Annotated in this window: 12 protein-coding genes and 1 pseudogene; 2 read left to right on the forward strand and 11 right to left on the reverse strand. The window is 43.6% G+C overall.

Translation table 11 applies throughout. The features are described from left to right. Positions 1-240 precede the first annotated feature (240 nt). The 3 genes from MHB49_RS19155 to MHB49_RS19165 all read right to left on the reverse strand — a co-directional run bounded on the left by MHB49_RS19155 (position 241) and on the right by MHB49_RS19165 (position 5979). Positions 241-1473: a cytochrome P450 gene (locus tag MHB49_RS19155; protein ID WP_405152589.1), complete on the reverse strand. Its 1233-nt coding sequence runs from the start codon at positions 1471-1473 to the stop codon at positions 241-243. Between the two features lie 118 nt (positions 1474-1591). Beyond that, a complete protein-coding gene (locus MHB49_RS19160) occupies positions 1592-3019 on the reverse strand; it encodes an MFS transporter (RefSeq protein ID WP_405152590.1) in 1428 nt (475 codons plus the stop codon). Between the two features lie 230 nt (positions 3020-3249). Then, positions 3250-5979, reverse strand: coding sequence for a glycoside hydrolase family 78 protein (locus MHB49_RS19165; RefSeq protein WP_405152591.1), 2730 nt, complete (start codon positions 5977-5979; stop codon positions 3250-3252). A 153-nt stretch (positions 5980-6132) separates the two neighbouring features. Here MHB49_RS19165 and MHB49_RS19170 point away from each other — a divergent pair, with 153 nt between their 5' ends. Further along, positions 6133-7356 (forward strand): helix-turn-helix domain-containing protein, encoded by a 1224-nt coding sequence (locus MHB49_RS19170; protein ID WP_405152592.1) that lies wholly within the window; start codon positions 6133-6135, stop codon positions 7354-7356. A 38-nt stretch (positions 7357-7394) separates the two neighbouring features. Here the strand turns inward: MHB49_RS19170 and MHB49_RS19175 are convergent, their stop codons facing one another. From MHB49_RS19175 to MHB49_RS19205, 7 genes and pseudogenes are all read right to left on the reverse strand, one after another. Then, complete coding sequence (locus MHB49_RS19175; RefSeq protein ID WP_405152593.1) at positions 7395-9641, reverse strand: glycoside hydrolase family 3 C-terminal domain-containing protein; 2247 nt, start codon at positions 9639-9641, stop codon at positions 7395-7397. Between the two features lie 220 nt (positions 9642-9861). After that, positions 9862-10158, reverse strand: a pseudogene (locus MHB49_RS19180) (HAD hydrolase family protein); the annotation flags it as partial. Between the two features lie 210 nt (positions 10159-10368). Next, the gene (locus MHB49_RS19185) at positions 10369-10866 is read right to left on the reverse strand and encodes an SMI1/KNR4 family protein (protein WP_405152594.1); all 498 of its coding nucleotides are present in this window, start codon (positions 10864-10866) and stop codon (positions 10369-10371) included. Positions 10867-10997: 131 nt separating this feature from the next. Next, entirely contained in the window at positions 10998-11849 is an 852-nt protein-coding gene (locus MHB49_RS19190) for a PRD domain-containing protein (protein WP_405152595.1), read from the reverse strand. A gap of 17 nt (positions 11850-11866) precedes the next feature. After that, a complete protein-coding gene (locus MHB49_RS19195; protein WP_405152596.1) occupies positions 11867-13309 on the reverse strand; it encodes a glycoside hydrolase family 1 protein in 1443 nt (480 codons plus the stop codon). Between the two features lie 61 nt (positions 13310-13370). Then, positions 13371-15329: a beta-glucoside-specific PTS transporter subunit IIABC gene (locus MHB49_RS19200; protein ID WP_405152597.1), complete on the reverse strand. Its 1959-nt coding sequence runs from the start codon at positions 15327-15329 to the stop codon at positions 13371-13373. 621 nt (positions 15330-15950) lie between these two features. Then, complete coding sequence (locus MHB49_RS19205) at positions 15951-16625, reverse strand: histidine phosphatase family protein (RefSeq protein WP_405157184.1); 675 nt, start codon at positions 16623-16625, stop codon at positions 15951-15953. Positions 16626-17178: 553 nt separating this feature from the next. Here MHB49_RS19205 and MHB49_RS19210 point away from each other — a divergent pair. After that, positions 17179-17733: a stalk domain-containing protein gene (locus MHB49_RS19210; protein ID WP_405152598.1), complete on the forward strand. Its 555-nt coding sequence runs from the start codon at positions 17179-17181 to the stop codon at positions 17731-17733. Positions 17734-17899: 166 nt separating this feature from the next. Here MHB49_RS19210 and MHB49_RS19215 read toward each other — a convergent pair whose 3' ends face one another. Further along, complete coding sequence (locus MHB49_RS19215; RefSeq protein ID WP_405152599.1) at positions 17900-22927, reverse strand: hypothetical protein; 5028 nt, start codon at positions 22925-22927, stop codon at positions 17900-17902. Between the last annotated feature and the right edge of the window lie 22 nt (positions 22928-22949).

Raw genomic sequence — 22949 nt, forward strand, 5'->3', positions numbered from 1 at the left:
TTCAAAATCTGAAGAGTAGACAAAGGAATATCTACCTGAGGCAATGCAGCTAGTTGATCCAACGTAAAGTTAGTGGCCATCTTGAACGTTGGTTCCTTCACGAATTCAGGCAAATGCTTCTCCAGTACAGCAAACGATTCTGCATTGTTCAACAATTCACCAATTCGGATATTCTCGTCATAACTCATTAGGTTCATCTCTCCAATATATTGATAATTTAGGTTCAATCTATTATTTGGATTAGTATACGACCGGAAAAGCTTTGAGTCCCCGAATGATCATACCTGGCCTCCACTCGAGCAGTTCCAGTTCTGTATTTAACCGAATCTCCGGCAGCCGTTGAAGTAAAGCGTTGATCGCAATCTCGCCTTCAAGTCTCGCAAGTGGAGCGCCAAGACAATAATGAATTCCTTTACCAAAAGCAATGTGGTCATTGACTTTGCGAGTAATGTCAAACGTATCGGGGTTTTCATATCGACTGGAATCCCGATTCGCTGAGGATAAAGCGACCAGCATCATGTCTCCTTGGCGAATGTGTATTCCTTGAAAATCAACATTTTCTGCAGCCCATCGAACATTGCTTATTTCTGCCGGCCCGTTAAATCGCAACACTTCCTCAACCGCCGCTTGAATCAGATCCGGATCATCCATAAGTAGTTGCTTTTGCTGCGGATGTTCCAGCAACGCTAGCATGCCGTTCCCAATCAGATTCACTGTTGTTTCATGCCCTGCAATTATAAGTACGAACACTAGTGCATATAACTCCTGCTCCGTTAATTTGTCACCTTCTTCCTCTATGCTGATGAGATCGCTGATGAGGTCCTGTTGAATATGGTTGCGCCGCTCCGTGATCAGTTCTTGTAAGTACTCGACAAAAGCCTTCATTACTTCATCGCTTTCCTGGTTCAGCTGCGGATTGCTGACACTCTCCATAATGGTGTTGGACCAAGCTCTGAATTTGTCTTGATCCTTCAGAGGAACACCTAGCATTTCACAAATAACGATAATGGGCAGCGGGAAGGCATAGTCCTCGATCAAATCAAACTCTCGAGTGTTTCCTTCCTGAATCTTGTCTAGCAATTGATCGCTTATTTCCACAATTCGTCCCCGCAGCCCCTCAATCATGCGGGGAGTAAATGCCTTCTGAATCAAGCGCCGCAGTCGACGATGATCTTCTGGACCAACACTGATCAAATTCCGTGAGATAACCGCCTGATGCGGAGGAAGTGACTCCTCCGTTTCATCGTTCCTGTTATCGAGAACCCCGGTTACAAAGCGACCATCCTGCAAAATGTTGACGGCATCCTCATATCGGGTAACCATCCACGCAGCATGCCCACTTGGCAGTAATAGTCGATGGACAGGCTCTTCGGAACGCAGCTTTTCGTAGACTGGGAAAGGCTGCTGAATGAAAGAATGATCCATGAAATCTACTTTGGACTTGGAACGACCTTGATTTTCATTGGTAAACATCACATCACCCCTTAAAATGATAGTATTAATATCACTACAATATAAAGACTATCATATTTAACGATTCACTTTCAAATAGGTTCATTTATCCCAGTAATCCGCGATAACTTGCATCTTCCTAAGGATTCAAGCGTTCTTCCAGTTCTTTTACAATTTGAGGATACTTCTCATCCAAATCGTACTTGCGCAAGCAGAGATACGTAAGAACGAATATCACCAAAGGAAGATATACCGTCAGAACCAGGATGCTGGTAATCGCTGAATCCGGCTGTGTTACTAACGCTCCATCGTAGCTGCCCATGGCAAGAATCCAGCCGATCATCGCGGCAGCCAGGCCCGTACCAATTTTAACGCCAAAGCTGTTTGCACTATTGACCATCCCAACTAGGCGTTTACCTGTCTTCCATTCACCGTATTCCACGGTGTTGTTCACCAACACTCCGCCGACAGCCATCATTGGAATGGTTGCCAGTGTCGCGATACCGCCAAGTACTATAGCTGCAATAAAGTTATATGGCATAAAGCAACGAATAAGTGATGAAACGATGCCAAGAATCATGCCTATCCGTGCAGTTCTGGTAAGTCCGAATTTCTTGATCATGGGTCCCACCATAACAAATCCCAAAAAAACCGGGACTAATCCAACTGCCCCCATGATTCCGATCAGGTTCTCATTCCCGAGAATATACTTGGTGTAATAGATTCCTGTTGAACCATTAAGCGTATAGAGCATGTTGATCAATAACTGAGCAAACAGCATGATGACCCAGTATTTGTTCTGGAATAGGAGCTTTATGCTTTCCCAGAAAGGAATGTTATCGCTTTCAACAATACTTGCGCCAGCATTGTTTTCTTTGGATGCTAAGAAGGTCAGGATTAAGGAAATGAAAGATAGAATACCCAGAACAACCGCAACGATAATCCAAGCTTTTTGATCCCCACCAAGCATATTGGTTAGTGGAATTAATGCGATAGCGATAATCATCCCGATAATATATCCAAAGATGGTTCGGGTAAGGCCCATTTTACCGCGTTCTTCTACACTTCTGGTACGGATCGCCATCAAGCTTCCGAAAGGGATCGCAATTCCCGTATACACAATAGCTGAAGCAAAGGCAACTGTAGCTAACGCATAGAAGGTTTTTACCGTTGATGATGCCTCGGCGGGCACTGTGAACAGTAATATGATAGATGCCATTGCGGGGAGAGCCATCCATAGAATCCAAGGTCTGGCCTTTCCATATTTGGATTTTGTCGCATCAACGATCCTACCCATCAGCAAGTCTGCTATTGCATTGATAAATTTGGTGATGAGCATAATCGTGCCCACTGTGGCAGCAGCAATCCCTACCTTGTCTGTATAAAAATAAGTTAACATCCCGATCAGTCCGCTGATGGAGTTTAAGGCAACTTGCGCTGCTCCGTCACCTAAGTAATGGTAAGGGCGCATTGTTTTCTGAATGCCTTGGGCATCAAGACCTAATGCCTTTGACTTGTTGCTTCCCTTTACAACTGATGGATTAAGGATTTCTCGCTCTGCTTTCATTGCTGTTCCCCCTTATTTCATTCGCTTCATGGTACCGCTTTCAAACATTATTTTAGTCCTCCTCAAGGGTTTAATATGGTAACTTCATTATTTTTTTAGTAAATTGGTATTGGTGCTTATCCTTTTTTTAAGTGCTATTTTTTCGTTCTTCCATAACGAATTTCTGTAATACAAAATGGCGCTGCTCGTTTCCTGCAGCGCCTTCATAATCAACCCTTTCCCCTTCATACCTAAGATGCATTCAGCATATGGATGACTCTTCTAAATAACTGTTCGGTCTCCTCTGGCGTATTGGCGAGCAATTCGCTTACAGATAAATCATAAGCATATTGAATCATCGGGTGATCCAGCATACCGGGAGCGTGCTCGTTTAACATTCGAACTGCTGTGGGCTCTTCCACAATCTCTTTGAGTGTCGAATCCATGGTAAACCGTTCTCTTTCGAGACTGGTTTGCGTCGCATATTCGAAGCTGTAAGATCCGGAACCAACCTCCACAGGCACAGGTTTCTCAGGCAGTACAATAATTGCGGTTGTATTTGCTGGTATCGTTACATTTACAATAATTTTACCCGCCCTGCATGACCAAGAGCTTTTTATCTCTCCGTAGACCGAATCAAAAGCAGCATCTACCGAACTGATTCCTCGGATGAATTGAGGTTTTATCAGAATCTTCTTATAACCTGCCTCAATTGGATTAATTCCCGCGAGTTTTCTATACATCCATTCCCCAATGGATCCATAGGCGTAATGATTCAAGGAATTCATACCTGATGTATCAAAATCACCATTAGGCAAAATGGAATTCCACCGTTCCCATATCGTGGTAGCCCCTTTTTTTACGGCGTACAACCAAGATGGGAAATCCTCTTTCAGAAACAAGGTACCAGCAAGGTCATGCAGGTCATTGTCCGATAAGGCATGGCACAGATATGGAGTACCAACAAATCCTGTCGTGAGATGGTTTTTATGTTTCGCTATATTGTTTTCAAGCGTCTTGCGAATCCGATCCTTGTATCTCTCCTCGGCAAGGTTGAAGTGTAGCGCTAACACGCAGGCCGTTTGAGTTTCGCTGACCAGTCTGCCAGTTGAAGAGATATATTCTGCATTGAAAGCCTGTTTGATCTGGCTATGCAATTCTTCGTAACGGACGGCATCTTCGGTTTTGTCCAGAAGCTTGGCTGTCTTTGCAACCAGTTCGGTCGAATATGCATAATAAGCGTTTGCTACCAGATAAACATCTGTAGCCCCTGTTCTATCGTTACTAATCTCCTCTTTGTCCAACCCTAACCAGTCCCCATATTGATAACCAGTCTGCCATAATCCATTCGCTCCACAACGTGCAGTAATATAATCAATCCACCCCTTCATGCTGTCATATTGTTCTCGCAGCAATCGAAGATCTCCATAGGTTTGGTACATGACCCAAGGGACAATAACAGCGGCATCGCTCCAGGCAGCAGCACCTTCCTGATTTCCAAGAATGTTAGGAATGACATGGGGAACCCCATATTCCTCCGTCTGCTCAGAGGCAAGGTCGCGCAGCCATTTCTTGAAGAAGGAGGCAACATTCATATTGAACGCAGCGGTCCCGGCAAATACTTGTGCATCTCCTGTCCACCCTAGACGCTCGTCTCTTTGAGGGCAGTCCGTCGGTATATCCAGAAAGTTACCTCTTTGGCTCCACTGAATGTTGCTTTGCAACTGGTTCACCATCGCATTGGAGGTCACGAAACGGCCTGTTTCCTCCAGACTTGAATGCAGCACGCAAGCTGTGAATTGATCAAGCTGGATCTCATCTACCCCTTCAATGGCGATATACCGAAATCCATGGAAAGTGAAATGAGGACGGAAAATTTGATCTTTACCGTTACAGATCAATTGATCAATGGATACTGCCTGTCTTAACGTATCCGGATAGAAATTTCCTTCCTTATCAAGGACCTCAGCATGCCGTATGGTTATCGTTTGACCTTTCCGCCCTTTGGTTCGAAGTTCTACAAACCCAGTAAGGATTTGCCCGAAATCTATGACACATTCTCCTTTTGGGGTTGTAATCAACTGAAGTGCAGGGAGCCTTTTTGTGATTTTGACGGGTTCACTTTCCTGAGCAACAAGGCGATTTTTATCGAAAGAGGTTGTTTCCACATGAAAGGACTGACTTTCATGAAAACATGAATCATAAGTCTCGCCCATGTAAATTTCACTTGAACGGATGGGTCCGGTAGTCACCTGCCAGGTTTTGTCGGTTGCAATGATCTCTTTTGTTCCATCCGTATAGATAATATGGATTTCAGCAAGTGCAGCAACTCTATCCCCGTAATGGTTCGGAGTGCAGGTGAAACCAAATATGCCTTTATACCAGCCATTCCCCACCATAATCTCTATTTTATTCTGGCTCTCCAGCATCCCGTCCAAACGGTACGTCTGATACTGCAATCGCTCGTTGTAATTCGTCCATCCAGGTGCAAAGTAGTCTTCTCCTACTCTTGTCCCATTGATCGCAATCTCATAAACACCGAGGGAAGTGGTATAGATTCGGGCTTGCTGAATTTCCTTTTCGACAGAGAATTCTTTGTAGAAAACGGGTGGAGCACTTTCTTCGCTCGGGAATGGATGTGTAATCCACTCTGCCTGAAAGTTGCTGCCATTCAGCAACCCGGTCTCAAAATGTCCTTCCATGACTGCGTGATTCCCTTGGTTATCCCAAACTTCGACTTGAACCTGGTACAAAGTCGAGGCCTGTAAACGAGGACCAGCATATTCCACTAAAACGGAGACGTCTTCATCCCTCTTTTCAGAATCCCAGATTTTCTGCAAATCTTGTGTGACACTTATTCGGTAAGCGGATTGCATTACGTCCTGTTCAGTAGAACCTAATTTCCATGAGAATCTTGGGTTTACTGTGTCCAGTCCAATCGGATTATGCATGTATTCAATCCGGAAATCTTTTAATTCCATGAGATGACCACCCTTCAACATAGATCTCACACACCTAAATGTTAACGCTTACTAAAATATCATAAAGAATTTTCCTCATACAATATGGTAATATCATTGTAATTTTATAATTTTGATGTGATAAAATGATTAAAAAAAGGAGTCACACACAAAATGGACCTAAAACGTCAATGTAAACTTATTGCAGAACTTTTTGATATGTCCATCTTGTTTGTAAGCTCCACCGGAGAGGTTCAATTCGAACTGATGGGTAATCGAATACTTAATCCGCTGTATAAAAATGATAAACAATTCTTTTTTTCAGTGTTGGGGTTTGATCCATCCGTGTGTAAAGAAGATCCTTCAGTTGTAAGAACGATTTTTTTTGAGAACTACATTTTAATTCGTATTGGTAACGATCTGAACGATGAAGGAACCATCATTTTAGGACCTTCCCTTCCATTTAGCTTGATTGAACATAAAATAAATGGGCTCATTAATGACACACATCTCTTTGCGAACCGGGAACAAGTATATCATTATTATCAGTCGGTTCCTGTGATAACCCATGAGAGGCTAATTAACATCACGATCTTGGTTAATCAAATGTTTAATCACGAATTGATCGAAGCTGAGGATGTAGTACAGGACTATTTGCGCGGTATTCATATCAAGGAAAAAGAAATACAAAGTTCCATAAATTCATCAAAAGGCTATGATGAGATGCTCCATCACAACCCGCTAAATGAAAAGAAATTGTTAACGATTGTTAAGGACGGTAAATTGGATATGCTCAAACACTTTACACAACTTGGTCGTGAAAATACAGGAGTCCTGTCCAAATCAAGTCATATCCGTTCTAAAAAGAATCTTGGCATCATCGGTATAGCTCTTGCAGCCAGAGCAGCAATTGACGGGGGTCTCTATTCGGAGATTGCTTTTTCGGTAAGTGATGTTTACATACAGCGCCTTGAGGATCTACGGACCGATAAAGAGATCGATCAATGCTGCTTGGAAGCATTTTTTTCGTTAACCGAGAAAGTCTCTCAGGTTAAAGAATCACAGCATTCTAAAATCGTAACACTTTGCAAAAATTATATATATAACCACCGTTATTCCAAAATTACACACGAGGAAATTGCTGAACATGCTGGTATTAGCCCAAACTATCTGTCTGTACTATTTAAAAAAGAAGTTGGGGTTCCAGTGAATGAATATATTCAACAGATCAAAATTGAGGAAGCTAAACATATGATTCAATTTACGAGCACTCCACTTTCTGAAATCGGGTCTCTTTTGAGTTTTACGGATCAGAGTTATTTCACCAAAATCTTCAAAAAACACACAGGTAGAACCCCGAAGCAGTATCAACAAACGCATCATATGATACAGGAATAAGCCCGACTGCGCCGGGCTTATTCTAATTATTCATGCATTCAACGGTTAACAGCGGATAAGATGCTCTGTAGTGTTTCTTCTGTGAACTGACCGTTGCTCATAAGTGCTGCATTGTGCAATGTAGTACCCATAATTAGTTCCTGCATTCCCTCACCCAGTCCTGCTTCATTCCCGTCATATTGCCCCATCGCACCCATAATTTCAGCACCAACCGGATGTTGCAGTAACTCACCGAATGTGGAATGTCTGGTAATTGGTTTGCTAACAATAATGCTCGATTCTACCTCTATTGTTTCAACAAGTTCAATCTCTCTTGAAGATTTTCCGACCATAATGTCGAATTTACCCGTCTCCACATTCCAGTCTTTCAGCTTAACATCGTAGTAAGCAAACGCTCTTTTGTCCAGTTCAAAATGTACGGTGGTCTCTTCACCAGGCTGAAGTGAAACTTTGGTGTACCCCTTCAATTCCTGAAGAGGTCTTGGGACAGTTGATTCCACATCACGTACATATAGCTGGACAGCCTCTTTGCCCGCTGTTTCACCCGTGTTTTTAACTTTTGCTGTAACCGTTACACTGTCTGTATCTCTGATCTGTCTATGACTAACTTGTAGATCACTATATTCAAATTGGGTGTAGCTCAAACCGAAGCCAAATGGAAATAAAGGCTCCACATCTCTTGTATCGTAATGACGGTAACCCGTAAAAATACCTTCCCGATATTCGGCAGTCTCGCCGTCTCCGGGGAAATTCAGGTATGACGGATTGTGGATCAGTTTTTTAGGAAATGTCTCAGCCAGTTTTCCGCTTGGATTTACACTTCCAAAGAGAATATCAGCGATCGCACCGCCCAAAGCCTGACCTCCAAGGTATGCCTCCAATACACCCTTAACTTTATCCAGCCAAGGCATTTCAATGGGACCTCCATTGCTCAATACAACAACAATATTCTCTTGAACCTCCGCGACTGCTTCAATTAAAGTTCGGTGACTTTCCGGCAATTGAAGGTGTTTCCGGTCGAAACCTTCAGATTCATAACGTTCAGGCAGCCCGGCAAAAATAACTGCAACCTGTGCATTCTTTGCGGTAGCTACTGCTTCTTGAATCAGTTCTTTGTTTACAACATCTTCGTCTAATGAATAACCGGCCGCATAGGAGATGCTTGCACGGTCAGTGGATGTTTTAAGGATTTCTTCATAGATGTTATCCAGATTCGTCGGCATAATATGTGAACTTCCGCCGCCCTGGTAGCGCGGGTGCTGCGCGAATGCTCCGATAACTGCAATGGAATCTTCGGTGTTTAGAGGCAGAATGCTCTCCTCATTCTTAAGCAGGACCATGCATTCACTTGCAATCTTTCTGGCCAACTGGTGTTGTGCCTCTACATCAACCGATACTGACTTCCGCTGGCTATCTACAGCTTTGAATACAAGTGACAACAATCTCTCAACAGACTGATCCAGCACCTCTTCGCTCAGCGTTCCCGATTGAATAGCTTCAATCATTTTCTTGCGTCCTATTCCGTTACTGGAAGGCATCTCAAGGTCCAGACCGGCCGCTAGTCCCTGATCCCGTTCATTGACAGCCCCCCAATCCGACACCACTACGCCTGCAAATCCCCATTCTTCCCGGAGAATTTCAGTCAGTAAGCGGCTGTTTTCGGAACAAAAGTCACCATTTACCCTGTTATAAGCGGCCATGACAGACCAGGGCTCTGCCTCTTTCACTGCATACTCAAAGCTAGCCAGATAAATTTCTCGCAATGTCCGTTCATCGACTACCGCATCGACAGACATTCGCTTATATTCCTGGTTGTTTACAGCAAAATGTTTGATGGAAGTACCCACGCCTTGGCTTTGTACGCCTTGAATATAGCTAGCTGCCAAAGTTCCCGATAAATAAGGATCTTCAGAAAAATATTCAAAATTTCGGCCACACAGCGGGGAACGCTTGATATTCACACCAGGCCCCAAAACAATCGAAATATCCGCTGCCGCTGCTTCTTTTCCGATTGCTTTCCCCATCGTATGGGCAAGTTCACGATTCCACGATGAGGCCACACCACTTCCGGTTGGGAAGCAGGTAGCGGGTATACTTTGGTTTATTCCTAAGTGGTCTGCGCTCCCCTCTTGTTTTCTAATTCCGTGAGGCCCATCTGACATCATAATAGAGGGTACCCCAAGGCGGTCAATGGAATTGGTATTCATGAAATCTTTACCTGAGCAGAGTTCTGCTTTTTCTTCTAATGTCATTTGCTTGATCATTTCTTTCAAATTAGGATTCATTCGCTCTCCTCCGTTGGTAAACGTTAATAATGTAATCGGTTACTTCATAAGAGTAGAGCAAATGACCCTGAATATATGGTAAGATCGTTTTCTTTTTGGAAAAATGATATGTTATTTATGTTGTGTGAACTCCGTAAGTGCAAACATGATCTCTGCTTCAGTATTTTTTGAACTGTTAGAAGAACACCATTCTCTTCGTTCGATTTCGTAATGAAATGTCTTGCAGCTTCTTAACGGTCTCTCCTTTATGTGTGTGCAATGCCGTAATATCCAGCCAGTCAGCCTCCGAGTCAACAATGTAAATCTGTCCAATCATTGTACCCTCCACATGCGCTCTTAATGCTGTACTACGTCCTTCTGTATCAAAGACCGTAATTTTGATAAAACGACTCTCGATCGTTTCAAATGAATCTGTTTTTATTACACGTTCATAAGAGCCCTTAACCACCTTGTACATTTCTTCTGAAATGGAAGAATGAACGTAAGCAGCATCGCTTGCACATACAATAAGAGTCATCGTTTCACTATCTTTATTTACACACTTTATAATATATATTTAATAAGTGTTTAAAAAAGAGAATTATCGTGAGTTGCCTGTATGATTGTGTGATCTCTCTCTACAAAGCAAAATTAAAATATGTAACTGGTTTCATGTCAACATTTTTTTGAATTTAACATGAATATCATCCCATCGCCGCCGCAAAAGATTATTGCATAGTCTATCCGCTCATTCTAGTACTATTGAATTGGACATGATACGTTGCAAAAAATCATCTATATGGTCTGCGACTTTGGTGATTTCTTCAAATTCAGGTTCTTCTCCGCGCACAATTGAACCTATCTCGTTAAACAAATCAATCGCGTAGAACGAATATCCTCCATGAACAGAGATGACGATTGGCAGGTAATGATCCCACCATGTCTTAATCTCTGATGACCATTGATCATCTCCAGCTGCTGCTTCCAAGCAGAGTAATTCAAATTCATTCCATCGAAACGCCGTATCTGCGCTATGATTATATTCATCTTCACACAGGAACCATGTCTGCTCACTAGATGAAATACATTGTTTTACAACACGTAATAATTCTAAATATTGATCAGGAATGGTGTTGTATCTGATCCTCACATCCAGATCTAAATTTAAATCACGATCTGTTTTGGAGCTGATTGTCCAACCGTTAATTTCAGCCCAAGTCAGAAATTCATAGATTTTACTTTTCACTGTGCGCCTTCTTTCTCTAAATATTGTACAATCTGAGAAATGAATATATTCATAAAATAAAGCCGCTAAAACAGCGACTTTATCGGGGAGATATTTTGCTATCTACATGTATGAGACAATAACATTTTGAATTATGATGGTCCATCATCACCTTGCTCCTCTTGCACAATTCGAGCAATGTGAATGATTAAATACAATAATTCCTCGTTTGATATGGAGATATCCAGCATGTTTTGCACGTAGGTTTTGATCATCTCCGCGCATTTGTATTCAAGCGGATGCTCCTTCACCATGTGTTCAAATATAAAATCTTTTGCCGAATTGCCCAAACGACCTTCTTGTAAACGCTGGATGAAAAATTGCAGGTGCGTAACTAGTCTCACATAGTGGATAGAATTTTTGTTCAATTGCATATCAAAGGTGTATTGAATCAGATTAAAAATATCTTTTAACATTTTAACGGATTGCATCGTGCGTTCCATATTCTGCTCATGTGTTTGGGCATTCACGAAATGAAAGGCGATATTCCCTGCTTCTTCTTCCGGCAGTTCAATATGAAGTTCCTGATTCAACATATGGACTGCTTCAAGGCCCAGTTCGAATTCGACGGGATGAAACCGCTGGATCTCCCACAACATGCGATTCTGTAATGCTACACCTTTTTTCCATCGTTCAATGGCAAACGACAAGTGATCCATAAGCGTAAAGAAGATTTGATCGTCAAGAGACAGCTTTTCTTTGGCATTGGAAATCAGTTTGTTTATGACATTCACATATTTTTCTGGCATGTTTTCGATGGTGCGTACGTAAGCCTGGGCAGACGGATTATTTTGCAGAATGAATCGTTTCTGGATGTGCTCCTCATCGAGTCGCTCGCCGACTTTGCCTTTGAATGCCAAGCCTTTTCCCATGACAATCACTTCTTGTCCATGTTCATCTTTGGTTAGAAGCAAGCTGTTATTCAATATTTTGATTACTTTCATGCATTCATCACGATCCTTTATTCTTTCGTGACCGCCTGATCCGAATTTCTGATACATCTGCCATTCTGTTTAATGACCTCCTGATACCACGAGAAGCTTTTCTTTTTCAAGCGCTTCAAGTCTTTCAGGTCCTGTTCACCACGGTTTACATAGATCATGCCATAACGTTTCCCATAACCCTGATGAGTGCTTACTACGTCAATAACAGACCAAGGGCAATAACCAATCACATCTACCCCATCCGTCAGAGCCAGTCTGATCTGTTCCAGGTGTTTCTCGATAAAATCAATCCGGTACGTATCGTTAATGGTGTCATCTGCCTCCAGTACATCTGGAGCTCCTATGCCATTTTCCGTAATTAGAATCGGGAGACCATAACGTTCACATACCTTACGCAATGTCAGCCTTAGGCCAACCGGGTCAATGACCCAGCCGTATTTTGTTTTTTCCGTATAAGGATTCTCCGCGGCCCGGTATACTCCCTGCTCGCCAAGCATAATTTGCTGATCACCCGCACGAGCTGTAACATCCGACGCATCGCCCGTACTGGCGGCAATGGTTGCCGTCGAATAATAATTGATGGCTACAAGATCGGGGCGGCCCGACTGGATATCTTCCATGTCACCCTGTTCTATAACCGGCTCAATGCCACGTTCATGTAAATAACTCCAGAATAATGGATTATACCGTCCCCACACGGATAAGTCGAGAAAACCCCATCCGCGAATCGTCTCCCAGTTGTGTGCAGCGATTGCATCTGCTGGTCTAGAGGTTGCCTGGTACATGGAAGTCATGTTTAATGCAGGACCGATCTTGCCTTGCGGGAGCATGTCATGAAATAGTCGCATCGTTCTGCCTTGTGCCACAAACATGTGATGATTTTGCTGATACAGTTCCTTACTGGAAGGCAAACGTCCGCCCTTCGGTGTGCCAATGGCACCCGGATGGAGAATCATCGTATTTTGCTCATTAATGGTCAACCAATATTTCACTTTATGCCCGTAATGCTCAAACAAGATACGCCCGTACTCAACAAAGGCATCGATCGTCCCCCGGTTGTTCCATCCTCCAGTTTTCTCAAGCTCGTAGGGTAAGTCGAAATGGTACATGGTTACAATAGGCTCAATGCCATGGAGCAGCAATTCGTCAATCAATTGGTGATAAAAATCGAGTCCCTTCGCATTAACAGCCCCTGTACCTGAAGGTAAGATTCGAGACCATGCAATTGAGAAACGATACGCCTTTAGGCCCAGCTCTGCAAAAAGCTTCACGTCTTCTCTGAATCGGTGATAGTGATCACTCGCAACTGTGAAATCGGCGGTTCTAGCAGGATGATCACACATATCGATGACAGACAGGCCTTTGCCATCTTCGTTCCAGGCTCCCTCCACCTGATAGGCAGAGGTAGAGCCTCCCCACAGAAATTCATTGGGGAATGGTTTGATGTGTTGATATAACAATCTCAAGCACTCCTTCATTTTAAATGTTGATCAAAATATATAATGTACCGTATTAAGGCTGTTACGAAAGGTGAATAATGGTCGCTCCAACCTCCACAGGACTTTGCTTCTCCAGCTTAATGTCCGGGAAACGATCCGAATTGGCAATAATGATCGGGGTTATGACTTCATACCCTTCTGCCTTGATGGCATCGATATCGAAGCGGATCAACAAGTCACCTCGTTGTACCCGATCCCCGACTTTAATGGAAGAATCGAAATGTCTCCCCTTCAGGTTGACGGTATCCACTCCAATGTGAATGAGCAGCTCTTCTCCATCATAACCATTCAATTTGACCGCATGTTTGGAGTCCATGAAAGCCGTAACTTCACCTGCGATCGGTGCATACAGTTCTCCTTTTGCAGGAATAATTGCAGCACCCTTACCCAGTAATCCCATAGAGAATACATCGTCTGGTACACGGTCCAGATGGACTAATTCCCCTTGCATCGGGCTGGTGATTGTAAGTGGGCGTAATTCATTTTGGCTCGGTACATTTGCATTTGTTGTTGCAACAGACTGTGTGTCTGGAGTGTTGTCTTTAACATGCTGCCCGGAAAGTGTCTTGTCATCGTTAACGATGGAATTGCCTTCTTCTTCATCGTCTACTGGATCTTCAAAACCAATGATCCATGTCAGAGCAAAGGTAACGATAAAGGCGATCAGACAAGTCACAATGGCATGAACGATGTTCATCGGATTGCTTCCAATGAAGGCAGGTAACGCGGCAAGCCCCGGAGAAACGAAGGCATAACGTACGAGTCCAGTCAGACCAGCGTATATTCCTGCTACACCACCACCGATCATTGCGGCAATCAAGGGTTTCTTCAGTTTCAGCGTAACGCCGTACAAGGATGGTTCCGTAATGCCCAGTACAGCGGTGAAACCGGATGAAGCAGCGAGCTGTTTCAGTTTTTTGTTTTTTGTTTTCAATGCTACAGCAAGCGTAGCACCACCTTGAGCGATATTGGATGCGAGCATTCCGGGGCCATTGATCATTTCATATCCATTTTTGGTCAGTTGGCTAGTTGCAATTGGCGTCATGGCCCATGCGGTGCCTGTCACGATCAGGAATGGTTGCAAAGTTCCCATTAACAAAGGAATCAGCCAGCTGGCTCTGGCATTAATCGCTTCTGCACCCATCGCAACCACATCATTCAGATACGTTCCGAAAGGCCCGATCGCCACTAATGCAAGTGGTGCTGTAATCAATAACACAATCATTGGTTTTGTGAAAAATTTGATCATGGAAGGCGATACCCGATCCGCGAAACGTTCAATATAGGACATGAGCCAAACGACGATAATAATCGGCAGCACGGAGCCCGCGTAATCGGTTAGTCGAACTGGAACACCGATGAAAAACACATCTTTTCCTTCCGCCATCAGGGCGCTCCATCCCGGATGTAACAGCACACCGGCAACGGTCATCGCCAGAATTGGACTTGTTTCAAACTTAATGGAAGCTCCATAAGCCAGCAGAATAGGCATGAAATAAAACGCCGCGTCTGCAATGGTATTAAGGATATAGTAGTTTTGGCTTTCCGTTGTTACGAGGCCTGTCAGCACAAGTACGGCTAATATCGCTTTGATCATACCCGCGCCAATGATTGCCGGAATGACCGGAGTAAATGTCGTTGAGATCACGCTGATGAATCTGGAAATCCAGCTCTGTTTTTGTTTTGGTCCGTTATTTTTGCCAGAAGCTGATGTGGTGTCCGCACTTCGAGTTGCAGAACCCATCTGTTGAGTGATAACACGATAGACCTGCTGCACCTCATTGCCCACAACAACCTGGTATTGCCCACCATTGTTCACAACGGTAATGACACCTGGAAGTGCTTTGAGTTTTTCTGTCTCTGCTTTGGAGATGTCGTGCAGTTCAAACCGAAGTCGGGTTGCGCAGTGCGTAAGCCGAGCGATATTTTCCTTCGTTCCAACCAATTCCGTAATCTCTTGTCCCAACTTGCGATAATCCATACCTTTGCCCCATTTCTGAATTTGGATATAAAAAAGACCAAAACGATATGCCTTCCCCTACTTACATAAGGAAAATGCAAAATCATTTTGGTCATGCCTGCTTTACCAGTAACAGCCAAACACTGCTAATATTCAATTATTAATTGATGTAAACGTTTACTGGATCATAATATCACACAATAAATGAGTTAGCAATCACTTTATTCGACATTTTCTGCATTTGGATATAAGAATGGTTCTCCATCTGGCAGCTTTCTTACTCGTCACCAACAGATTTCAGGACGGGTCATGCTTTATTTAAAATGAAAATTTAATCAGTTTTAACCTGCTAAATATTATGGTGCATAGAAACCTTTTCATATTAGCGTCCTGTTTTTTTGCTTTTCGGATGTTAAAGCTATAACCTGTATTCAACGAATAACTCTAACTGGAAGTTCCGAATCGCCAAACAAAGAAACTACGGTACTTTATTCGGCACCGCAGTTTGTAATCAATCATACGCTTCATTTAAGATTTGAATGCCTCAGCGATTCCTTTGAATCTCATATGATTTAGGTAATGTGAAACTTCCATGGGTATCATTTTGTCCTGAACAGATTGTGCTGTATCCAACAGTTTACACTACTGCATCTCAGCTAGACGTAGTACATCCTCCAGAGTCAACCTTTTAACGATCTCATACCCCATATGATTTCCCAGCGGTTTTAATATTACTGTCCCCATATATGGAATGTCCCCTAAACCCATACCCTGTGGAAAAGAGTGAGCTATGATAACCCTATTGGATGTATTCGAAGTTATACGTTCAACTTCATTTGTAAAGGCTTGAATGATATTCTGTGCATCCTCTGTATTGATGTTCTTGCTTAGTTCGTATATGTTCATCCAAAATTCATTTACAGTTACATTGGGTTTGCCAAAAGCAGCTTCCGCAGTTTGCACAGTTCTACAAAGTGGACTCGATTCTACTGGAAAAGTAACGGGTATATGGAGCTTTCGAATGGCTTCCCCGTAATTCTTTGCTTGATCCAAACCTCTAGCACTTAAATTCCTTTGAGTGGAACAATCCGTTAGACTAAGATCTTGTTGATCCTCTCCTAAAGTTGCTTCTCCATGACGAACATATAGGATATACCCTCCTTTACGGAGATCATTTATAAGAGAATCTTCAGAAAGAGGGGAAGCATAAGAATGTAATGGTGTAATCAATAAAAAAATAAAGGGTAACAACATGAACAAACGGTACATTCTCATCCACCTTTCGTTTTCATCATACTGTCCCCATTCAGAAAACACTTTATACAACTTCTAGTTAGCAACAGATCAATATTCAGATAGAAAAAGCTTTTGCGGGGGACGCTGCGTCACAATTTATAATGAAAAAATAGATAAAAGGAGTTTTAATTATGCCTGAAACCCATGAAAGGGGTTTCCAGGATATTTTTAAGCAAGCTTACTTGGATGGACAAATAAAATTGTGGAGGTTACGGGCACCATTTATGAAAAAGAATATCTAAACTCCACGCATAAGGATTTAGAATAGTGTTTTCCGTAAGTATCCTAACAACCCGATCCATGTAATGACAGATACGCCGAAATCTATTTTGCCAAGTTTTGATTTATACTTTCCTTTTAATAAATAAATTAGCGACTTCCAATGGAACAATATTCTTATATTCTGACAGTATATTTGTGTTGTTTCATCAAATCCGCTGAAGGATCGAAACGGTTCGTTCATTTACTCTGAAGACAACGCGTAAAATTTGAAAAAACTGGATTTAAAAGAAACATTCATCCACTTTGTAGCGTTTAGGTTATGTAAACAATATTACTTCTAGGAGGCATAGAAATGAAGCGAGCTATTTCTTTATTGTTGATATTAACTTTTGTTTTCAATGTAACGTCCATTGCATCTGCCAAGGACCAATCTACAAAGGATCTAACCTTTGAAGAGCGTGCGGCAAATATGTACAGCCCTTTACTAAAAAAATCCATCTTAAATGTAACGCATGACAACAAGCTAACTACAACGACGTATCAATCGATATATATTCCAGTGAAAGATATATTTAAATCAACCGCAGCAATAATTACATGGGATGGTAAGAAAAAAATAACGACAATTAAAAATCAAGGACAAGAGCTAATTCTCAATTTCTCGGGGAATACGGTCTTAGCTGAGCAGAGTCAAGTTGTTCTCCCTCAAGAGTGGGTACAATTGAAGAACGGAGTCTCCACCATTAATGCATTTGTCTTAACGTATATTTTTGAACATTACGCAGATGAATCGGATCAGGAAAGAGTTGAATGGGAAGAACGACTTGAATTTTTGGATATTAAACAAACAACCGGGATCGCAGGAGTAGATCGAAATATGCATGTATTTGTTGAATTTAATGATTAACCTAGGGTCCTTGTAACTGAATCCTTTCTGAAGATACTGATATATGCCATTACTCGACAAAAAAGCCGAATGGATCGTTCTCATCCACTCGGCCCTTAGGTTATTTTACAATCATTGGTTTAACATCACTTACCTTAGTTCCACTTCCATTCGCAATTCACTGCCATTATTCAGAAAGTGTCGGTTCACCTTGCGCTTTATTTGCAAGCAGCTCCGAATCATTGGAATGCCGTTCAAACATAACTGCGTCAGCCCTCGTATAGATCATATCCGCAGGAAGCGTTGGCGGGTCTACCGTTGTAGGCGTAACCCTGGTTAACCGGACATACTCGCTGCCGTCACCCGTAAAGTCGAACGTTCCTAGATTGACCCATCCTGATGAGCCGACCGTTGCATCGATATAGGTGACCTCGGTACCCGTCTCATGCTTCACTTCCACTTTGACATGATTATCATTGCCCGTCGTATGCACGAGCTTGTAGATCGAGACCGTATATCTCCCTTCTGGAAACTGGCCTTTCCACGTTGCCGATGATCCTTGAACGGTAGAGTAACGGGACTTAACCCCAATTTTGTATCCAGCTAAATTACTTTGGCTCCAAGACCCTTCTGTCGTGTACAACCCAGTTGTATTTGTACTATCGACGATAACCGTTAGGTCCTTAATCGTGATGTTCAAAGGTGATGTGGTCAAGGTCACTCCGTCAATCGTGACAGTAGCCCATACCTCAATGTGATCCGTGTCTCCATCGAGATTTAGAAGGGTCAACAACCCACTGCTATCCACCTCGGCCAGATCCGTACGATCAACGAAATACTGCACATTGGCCTGTGTTAGATCACCGATCAGACCGTTATCCAAATAGCCAGTTACGCTCAGCTGTGCGGTCTGAGTCATCTGCAGCTCGTTCCGATCAGACAGGATCACAGCAGACTCCAATTGCGGTACCCTGTTCGGGTCCACCCACATGATCGCATCGGCAACGACCCTGGACTTGTTGGCCTTGTTGGTTAGTTCCACGTACCCGCTATCGCCTGCAGCAAAAGGATAATCCCCTAGATGCACCCAAGTTCCATTCGCCATTGTCTCATCAACAGTAACCGTATCGGAACCTTCACTATGATAAACGGTAAACGAGGCATTGGTTGCCCAATTTTCACTCGTTGCAGTGATTTGCGGAATCTTGTAATACACACTGTACGTGACACTTTCCGGCAGATCAGGCCGCCATCTCATTTTGCTTGTCGCTGTGCCAGTCGTAGTTTTGGCATACACATAGTTATCATAGTAATAGTTGTCAGCTGTCGTATCCCTTATCCAAATGCCTTCTGTCTCGGCCTCCGTATTATCTACAATAATAGATGAACCATCCTGCCCCTCAGGTTGGGCTGGTGTTTCCGTTACCTGATCAGGTAGATAGAGTGTCCGCTTGCGGGTCTGTTTCCCCTCCGATTCCACATAATAAGTGAAAGTTTGGGATAAATCATTCACCCGTATCGACCATTCCATCGGATAGATCGTATCCGGGACGGTAGTATACGTAGCCCCGCCATCCAGGGAATAATGAATGGTCGCGGGTTTTGTCGTTTTGGCCTGCACATAAGCATCATAGACCGTTTCGTCGGGTTTAACGATCAGCATGCCTTTAACCGCATCAATTGGACTGTGAGTATCAAAGAAATAACTTGCATCCGAAGGTTCAGCCGTTCTGACCTGATGCAGCGGTACATCAATATCGAGACCCTCTACAATGATAGCCGTGATGCCCTTGCCTGAAACTGTGGCTTGAATGATTCCGCCACTCATAACGGTCTGCTCTGGTGTAGCATTGTCGCGGATGATCGTTACAGTATAATCTTGTGCCGGATTGAACCCAATGATTTGTTCATTCAATTCAATCGGAGTCTGAACTTCTTCTGACGATGCATTGCTTAGCCCGATGTAGAATTTATCCCCGCTCTCACCCGTTATCCAGTTCAATTGAGGATGGTTGGTCTTAATAATCCCCTTGGGCATCCAAAGCCAAACATCGGAGTTACCATAAAATTGACCTGGTTTATTCCCATAGAGGTGATATTTGAACCATAGAAAATTCGTTTCAAATACGGATGGGAATGTAATATTCCCGTTCGATTTCAATGATTGTTCGCTGATCAAATAATCCATCGTTTGCCCGAGTTGCCCTGGTATATGGTGATAATAGATGGATGTTGCACCACTTGGGCCTTCCAGAGGGAAGTCCGGTCCAAGTTGGCTAACGGCGAAGCCTTTATAATAATAACCTGGATAACTGGAATACCGACCAATAACTGCATTATGAGCAATATCCTGCAGCAGTTTATCCCCTGTATAGAGCGACAATCGCAGCATGAATGGTGCTTCCTGAGCATTCATCCGATAATAGCCAGTGGTACTTCCTGCTTCAAACGTCAATCCGCTTGGTGAAACAAGCCAACGCTCCGCTTGAACGCCTCCGGCAATATCTTCGGGAAGCTTGAGCCTAGGATATTGAAATTTACCGCTTTCCGGCCAATGGAATGACTCCGCGTAATTATATGTCTCCGGCTGCGGGATTGTAACGTTCCCTTCAGGAACTGGACGAGCAACAAACATGGTTGCATACCGTTTGGCTTCCTTATAAGCGGCATCCAAGTATTTGGGATCCTGCGTTTCTTCGTACAGCTCCAAAATTTCCATCCACAGCTTGCTATAATAATAAATGAACTCATTTTTACTCACATCGACGGATGCAGGCGTATCGATATGTTGTGTAATATAGTTGTCGGCCGCATCCTTCGCATCCTGCAAGTACTGTGCATCTCCCGTCATACGATACATCATCAGGGGCTGAATGACAGGCCCACGGTCTTTCTGGTCAGGATCACGCACGAGGTATTCTTCCTCTGCCAGCGCCCCAATCCCTGCCGAAGTGCCCATCATCTGATTGACAGCGGCTACGCTTGAAAAATCGAACGGCAGCGTAGCCATTTTCCATAAGGAAGGCACACCGTATACTTTTTTCTGCGTCGGCGACCACCCGATACCATTTCGCGATACGCCATACTGGACGGACGGTAATGCTCTCGTATCATATAGCTGGTCATCCCCAGTCAAATAGTAAGCCCCCAGAAGAACCGCATTCGAGCTTGTTCGAACGCTGTCCTCGTTTTCAATATCAATAAAGCCCTTGGCACGGCTCCACCACCCGCTGGGTGACGGGACATAGTTAACAGAGTCGTCTCCTTGCGGCTCAATCTTGAGCAAATCGATCATATTAAACATCGCGTCAGTAAGCGACTTATTTGACACATTTTCGCGGTATGCTGAATAATCGTACTCATTGCGAAGAATATCCGCGTAGGACTCATACAGATTGTTTTTTTGAGCGATTAGCCCCATATGAAATTGATAGGTGCTTTCTGCGGTCATTTGCGAATACGTCCCTAATTGAGGCGCATACAGGATGGGCTGCACACTGCCTTCGTTATTGACCAGGCTCATGCCAAGCCGTTGTTTCGTCACGCCCCCCGTCGGCTCAAATTCAACCGGTAGCTCTGCCGAAGGTACAAACACCCCATACGTCAATGGATTCCCCGAACCATCATTTTTCTCAACCAGACTCATTGGAGCGCTCAGCTCCCTCAAGCTTGTTGATTCCACGGTACCGACCATTTTGGCATGTGACCTGAATCCATTTAACACTTCATTGATGCCGGGGACTGTCTCTGTTGTGAAGGACTGATATCCAATCACATAATTGCCGTCGCGGCGAGGCGTAAAGGCGAAAGAAACATCTGGTTTATCCCCTGCCATGGACCAGTTCACTTCAAAATCGTAATCACTGCCATGCGTAGAATCGGTTAATACCGCCGTGTGGCTGTCTGGAAAATGGACCTCGTCGAATGTAATCCAGCGTTTGTTCATCGTATCGTAGTAATTGGTTCGGCTGCCCGCATTCCCATCCAATAAAACCCATTGCTCCTCAAGCCTTTCCGACACATTATTGATTGGTGTCCAATTTCCCGTGTCCGTGTTCTTATAGAACATGTCACGAACGATGGATTTGCCTCCATCCCATGCTGCCTCATAGAAGGTCGCCTTATAGTTAGCATTTTCGATGCTGCCTTTTTCCGTGTAACTGAGATTCGCTAATGTGCGGCTCCGCAGCGGGGGCAACGGTGGTGCTTGCTGCCGGATATTCCCTTCGAACTTGACTGCATCGGCCCGTGTAATAATGGTACCCGTCGTAGGTTGCGTTCGAGTCAGCCTGACAAATTCGCTATCATTACCACTAAACTCATACTCCCCCAGATCCACCCATCCAACCGATGGACCTGACGAAGGTCTTAGATCCATAAACTTGACATCCGTTATCCCGTTATGAACAATCTCAATCTTCACATTACTATCTGCTTTATCCGCCCAATCCAGCTTATAGAACGATATTCTCGCCGTCCCTGCTTCCAAGCGCGGATTCCATGTGATCGTTCTACCTACGGCATCCGTATATTTGGAACTGGAATTATTGTACCCCTTTACTCCTGCGCTTGTGGTCCAATAAGGAGCAGAGAACCCGTTATTGACGTTGCCTGAATCAACAGTGACGACATTATCAATTGTGAGGCTTCCATCATCAATGATGATCGTCTTATGTGGTTCTTTCTGCTTTATATTTCCTTCGAACTTGACCGCATCAGCACGCGTAAGGATCGTGTTCGTGGTGCCGGTAGACCGGGTCAATTGAACAAATTCTTCACCAACTCCGGAAAAATAATACTCTCCCAAATCAACCCATCCCGCTGGAACGCCAGATGAGGGTCTTAGATCCATAAAGACTACATCCGTCGTTCCATTATGAACAATTTCGATTTTCACATTGCTATCAGCCTTATCCGCCCAATCCAGCTTATAGAAAGATATTTTCGCCGTTCCTGCTTCCAAGCGTGGATTCCATGTGATCGTTCTGCCTGCTGTACTTGTATATTTGGTGCTGGAAAGATCATACCCCTTTACCCCTGTGCTTGTGGTCCAATTTGGAGCCGAATATCCATTGTTCTCGTTACCCGCATCAGGTGTCACAACATCATTAATCTTAATGGTACCGTCATCGATGATAATCGTCTGATAAGGTAAGGTCTCCGCATAAGCGGCCCTTATTCCGATCAGGCTGGAAGGAACTACGATCGTCAACATGAAAACGATGAAGAAAAACAGC

This window comes from Paenibacillus sp. FSL K6-0108 (genome assembly GCF_045040695.1).
GTDB classification, from domain to species: domain Bacteria; phylum Bacillota; class Bacilli; order Paenibacillales; family Paenibacillaceae; genus Paenibacillus; species Paenibacillus pabuli_B.

What these genes read in the sequence shown, in the direction of transcription:
- MHB49_RS19215 (WP_405152599.1), bottom strand. Translation starts at nt 22,927, where the DNA reads ATGTTGACGATCGTAGTTCCTTCCAGCCTGATCGGAATAAGGGCCGCT.
- MHB49_RS19175 (WP_405152593.1), bottom strand. Translation starts at nt 9,641, where the DNA reads ATGAATCCTAATTTGAAAGAAATGATCAAGCAAATGACATTAGAAGAA.
- MHB49_RS19200 (WP_405152597.1), bottom strand. Translation starts at nt 15,329, where the DNA reads ATGGATTATCGCAAGTTGGGACAAGAGATTACGGAATTGGTTGGAACG.
- MHB49_RS19210 (WP_405152598.1), top strand. Translation starts at nt 17,179, where the DNA reads ATGAAGCGAGCTATTTCTTTATTGTTGATATTAACTTTTGTTTTCAAT.
- MHB49_RS19160 (WP_405152590.1), bottom strand. Translation starts at nt 3,019, where the DNA reads ATGAAAGCAGAGCGAGAAATCCTTAATCCATCAGTTGTAAAGGGAAGC.
- MHB49_RS19155 (WP_405152589.1), bottom strand. Translation starts at nt 1,473, where the DNA reads ATGTTTACCAATGAAAATCAAGGTCGTTCCAAGTCCAAAGTAGATTTC.
- MHB49_RS19165 (WP_405152591.1), bottom strand. Translation starts at nt 5,979, where the DNA reads ATGGAATTAAAAGATTTCCGGATTGAATACATGCATAATCCGATTGGA.
- MHB49_RS19190 (WP_405152595.1), bottom strand. Translation starts at nt 11,849, where the DNA reads ATGAAAGTAATCAAAATATTGAATAACAGCTTGCTTCTAACCAAAGAT.
- MHB49_RS19170 (WP_405152592.1), top strand. Translation starts at nt 6,133, where the DNA reads ATGGACCTAAAACGTCAATGTAAACTTATTGCAGAACTTTTTGATATG.